Here is a 4,804-nt window from a genome sequence, read left to right on the forward strand (position 1 = left end):
GTTCGGCCCGGCGTGGGGGGCCGGCCGGACGTGCCGGGGAGCGGGCCCGGCTATCGGGGGGCGGGCCCGCTCCTCCCCGGACGCATCCCCTGACGCATCCCCGGAGGAACGTCCCGCCCGGTCCGTACTCCCGTTGCTTCCGCCGTTGTTCCGCCGTTGTTCTGCCGCTGATTCCGCTTTTCCGGCGACCGGCATCGAGTGCTTCGTGGGGCTTCGTGGGGTTCCTGGACTTCCGGGACTTCCGGGGCCTTCGGGAGTCCGGCCCGTGTGTTCCCTAGGCTCCCGCGATCAGATGGTCGAACTCCCCGTCCTTGACGCCCAGTAGCATGGCCTCGATCTCGGCGGGCGTATAGACGAGGGCGGGTCCGTCGGGATGGCGTGAGTTGCGCATCGCGACATTCCCGCCGGGCAGTTTGGCGAACTCCACGCACGATCCCTGGGAGTTGCTGTGCCTGCTCTTCTGCCAGACGGCCTCATGGAGCTCTGTGGCCGCCATGCCGTTGTACGCGTGGTGCACGAGTCGCTCCCGGGGTACAAGGTGCATGTGTCAACAGTCCCGGATCATAGCTCTGTTTCACGCGTGAATGCATAAGCGTCAGCACGGGCAGATGCACGTGCACGGGGGGTATTCCCTCGGTTACAGTTCCGGCCCATTACATCGTCAGCTACGGCCGTGTCGGCGGAGTTTCCCGTTTCCGAAAGCCGGATGAACTCCGGTCGATGGACGGGCTGCCGGACCGATGGTCGGGCGGCCGGACTCCGAGCGGTGGGCTCCAAGCGGTGGGCCTTCGAGCTGTGGCCTCCGGACCTCGCGCGTGGCGCGGTTCGCTGCGTCAGCCTCTCGCCGGCTTCCTCAGCAGGTGTCCCGGTACGCGAGCGCGGGGATATGGGTCTTCCACTCGGCGGCGCGCAGTCCGCCGCCGGAGCGTTCGCACACCACGGCGATGGACAGCTCGGGATCGATGGGGTGGGAGCGCGGCGGGGTGTGGGCGCCCGCCACGGTCAGCCGCTTCCCGTCACGGCCGAACCTGAGGGACCGGACCGTGTCCCCCGAGGTGAGCAGCGGACCTCCCAGCGGATGCGTGGACACGGCGTCCCACAGCCGTACGGTGCCGGTGGCGCCGCCGGTCGCCAGGATGCGGCCGTCCGGGGAGTAGGCCAGGGCGGTCACGGCCTCCGGCACCGCGCCCGGTCCCGTGGCGGTGGCGTGAAAGGTCCCGGTACGACGCTCGTAGGCACGGTCCCAGATCGTCACCCAGCCGGTCAGCCCGCCGGTCGCCAGGGTGTCGTGGCCAACGGGCCCCAGGGCCATGGCGGTCAGCTCGCCGGGGGTGCCGGACCCGTACGGATCGCGCGGCGTGGCCGGGGCACCCGACCCGGCACGCCACCGCGGGTCCAGGGCGTTCCCGAGGAAGATGGTCCGTACCGCCGAACCGGCGTACGGCTCGACGTACCGGATCACCCCTCGGCGCGTATCCAGGACCAGGTCTTGGATACGCCCTCCCCTTAGGGGGTAGCGGAAGACGGGCGCCCCGCGGTGGCCGACCCGCCACACGAGGATCTGCTGGTCGTCCGCCGTGACCAGGAACTTTCCGTCGGAGCCGGCCAGATCGGCGAAGGTCCGGGTGATCGGGACAGCTGGCAGCTCCCGGCCGGTGGCCGGCTCCCAGATCCGTATCCGGGTGTCGGTGTGCACGATCAGCCGGTCGGTGCGCGACTCCAGCCAAAGGATCCTGGCGCCGGAGCCGCAGGCCGCCGGGGAGATCGCCTGACCGCGCGCGACCGGCAGCCGGCGCCGGTCCCGCAGATCCCACAGTTCCAACGCGCCCGCCGCGGTGCACAGGACCACCAGCCGGCCGTCCTCGCTGAGGAGGGCCCGCCGGGTGTCTCCCGGGCGCTGGAACAGCCGCCGCCCCTCCCCCGGGGCCCATACGGTGACCCCGTCCCGCGTCACCGCCAGAAACGCGTCGCCCTTCGGGCCGTCGGCGGAGAGGGTGTCACCGCTGTGGAACGGCAGCAGGGTCGGTCTGCCGGAGGCCGTGTCCCACAGCTGCCACTGGCCCTGCACCGTCTGCGACAGCAGCCGCCGCCCGTCCGCCGCGAAGCCGTGCACATCCTCCCGCAGCCCCATCCCGAAGCGATGGGTCTGTTTGCGGCCCTCCACATCCCAGATCCGTACCGAACCGCTCGGGTCCGCGACGGCAAGGGTGCGGCCGTCGGCGCTGAGGTGGGGTGTGCCTTCGCTGCGGTCGCCGGGCAGCTGGAAGCTGTCCTGCTCGGGCTGGGTCACGGCGCCGAAGAGCGCCGCCCGCGCCTCCGCCGTGGGGCTGATGCGCCAGGCGGCGACGCTGAGCCGCATCGCGGTCAGCGGATCGGCGTACCGCATGTTCTGCGCGAGCGACGCCACCCGCCGGGAGGTGGCCTCGGCGAGCCGCCGCTCACCGGTCTGACTGCGCTGCCAGGCGGCAAGACCCGCCACCATGGTCAGTGCCAGCAGCACCGATACGGAAACGATCAGGGCGTGTTTGCGGCGGCGCTCCCGGATCCGGCCCGCACCGCTCGCGGCGAGGAACCCCGATTCGAGCGCGGTGAGTTCCCCGGGCCGCCCGGCCGGGCCGAACACCTCCCGCGCCTCGGCCAGCCGCAGCCCCCGGTAGAGCGCCCCCGAGTCGTGTGACAGCTCCTCCCAGGCGCGTGCCGCCTCCGTCAGTTTCCGGTGGACGCGCAACCGCCGGCGGTCCTCGTCGATCCAGCCGCTCAGCCGGGGCCAGGCGGTGATCAGCGCCTCGTGCGCCAGATCGACGGTCTGCTCGTCAAGGGCGATCAGCCGGGCGCTCGCCAGTCGTTCCAGGACCACGGCCGTGTCCTTGGCCCCGTCCGGGTCCAGTTCCCGCCGGTCCACCGGACGCCGGGTGTCCGGTACGCCGTCCCCCGGGGTGATCAGCCGCAGCAGGATCTGGCGGGCGAGCCGCGCCTGGTCGGGGGAGAGCCGGGAGTAGGTGTCCTCGGCGGTGATGGCGATCGCGCCGTGCACACCCCCGGCGGCTTCGTACGAGGCGAGGGTCAGGGCCCTGCCCCGGCGGCGGCGCCAGGTCTCCAGCAGGGCGTGCGACATCAGCGGCAGGCCGCCCGGCTGTCCCGCGATCTCGTCGACGATCCGGGTGGTCAGACCGCGTTCGACGGTCAGCCCCTCGGCCTGGGCGGGCCGGGTGATCGCCTCCCGCAGTTCACCGCGCGTCATGGGACCGATCAGCAGGCTCGCGTCCCTCAGGGCGTCGGCGAGCCGCCGGTACTCGGAGCATCTGCCGTAGAAGTCCGCCCGTACCGCGATGACGACCCGCAGCCGGCTGTCGGGCCGCAGGGCGGTCAGCAGCAGCTCGATGAACCGCCTCCGCTCGACCGCGTCGGTGCAGAGCGTGAACGTCTCCTCGAACTGGTCGACGATGACGACCGTCTCGCCCGGGGCGTCCACCGGCACGAGCAGGGACCGGTGGGTGCGGTGGGGGTGCTCGCCGGGGGTGAGGATCCGCAGGGCGGCGGGGAGGTGGGGGTCCGGGGTCCGGTCTTCCGGGGCGGAGGTGTCCGGAGCCGGGGAACCGCTGTCGGGCGTCGGCGGCGGGGTGCCGTTCCGCAGGAGGGGGACGAGGCCCGCCCGCAGCAGGGAGGACTTTCCGGTGCCCGAGCCGCCGACGACCGCGACCACGCGCCGGGAGCGCACCAGTGCGCTGAGGTCGCGCACGATCGGGTCGCGGCCGAAGAACCGCTCACGGTCCCCGGCCTCGAACCGGGAGAGGCCACGGTACGGCGGGTCGGTGTGCTCCCCGTCCCCTTCGGACCCGGATACGGACGCGCTCTCCGCGACCGCCCGGCGCCACCGCGCCTCCCACTCCGCGCGGTCGCCTCCGCACGCCGTCGCGTACGCCAGGGCCACCGGCAGCGAGGGCAGTTGCCCCCCGGCCGCCGCGCGGGACAGCGTTGTCACCGAGTAGCCCGCGCTCCGCGCCATCGCCCGATAGGTGAGCCGCCCCGCGTCCCGGCGCAGTCTCCGCAGTTCGTACGCGAACTGCTGCACCGGTCCCGCGTCCGGATCGACCGGCACCTCACGACGTCCCGCCACACCTCACCCCCCACTCCCGCCGCCTCCGCACCAGGCGGAGACAGCCGGACCGCCAAGCCAATCACCGGGCGCGTGGCCCTGAAAGATCCGCTTTGGCCAATGTTTCATCACCCCGGGAGAGCTGCCGAACAATACGCCGGGCGGTGGAATCGGGGGTGGAGCGGCAGCGGGCCGCCGGACCGACCGCCCGGCCCGGCCCCGCCGCGTCACCCGCTGGAACTGAACGAAGGGGACGTATATGAGTGAACGCACACCGCACGACGACCGCCCGGACGGTGTCCGGCCCCCTCTCGGCCAGCTCCTGTTCATGACCGGGCCGAGGGCGGTCCCCGACCGGATGGACGGAGAGGGCGGGGACGAGCGCGACAAGTCATGGGACCCCGGATTCGGCGTCCGGGGCCGGGGCATGAGGGCGGGGCGCTGAGGACGCGCGCCGCCGGGTGACCGTGGCCACGGGTGCCTGTGCCCGTGGCCGTGGCCGTCCGGGCTGCTCATGCCTGCTCACGGCTGCTCACGGCTGTCATGGCTGTCATGGCTGCTCACGGCTGCTCACGGCTGCTCCTGCCTGCTCACGGCTGTCCTGGCTGATCACGGGCGCACGAGAGCCTCCTGATAGCTTGGCGCGCGTCTTTCAACCAACCCAGGGGGACAGTGACGTGCGTGTACGTACTTCCGTGACGGCGGCCG

The 4,804-nt window shown here is 72.5% G+C and carries 3 protein-coding genes; 1 reads left to right on the top strand and 2 read right to left on the bottom strand.

Annotated features, from left to right (window positions below; genetic code table 11):
• Nucleotides 1-274: 274 nt before the first annotated feature.
• A complete protein-coding gene (locus tag ACWF94_RS33585; protein ID WP_453497324.1) occupies nucleotides 275-517 on the bottom strand; it encodes a DUF397 domain-containing protein in 243 nt (80 codons plus the stop codon).
• A 336-nt stretch (nucleotides 518-853) separates the two neighbouring features.
• Nucleotides 854-4,117, bottom strand: a complete 3,264-nt coding sequence (locus ACWF94_RS33590) for an nSTAND1 domain-containing NTPase (protein WP_453497318.1) — start codon at nucleotides 4,115-4,117, stop codon at nucleotides 854-856.
• A 238-nt stretch (nucleotides 4,118-4,355) separates the two neighbouring features.
• Here ACWF94_RS33590 and ACWF94_RS33595 point away from each other — a divergent pair, with 238 nt between their 5' ends.
• Nucleotides 4,356-4,541 carry a hypothetical protein gene (locus ACWF94_RS33595; protein ID WP_453497321.1) on the top strand — a complete coding sequence of 62 codons (186 nt, stop codon included), beginning with the start codon at nucleotides 4,356-4,358 and terminating at the stop codon, nucleotides 4,539-4,541.
• Nucleotides 4,542-4,804 lie beyond the last annotated feature (263 nt).

The organism is Streptomyces sp. NPDC055078, assembly GCF_053607985.1.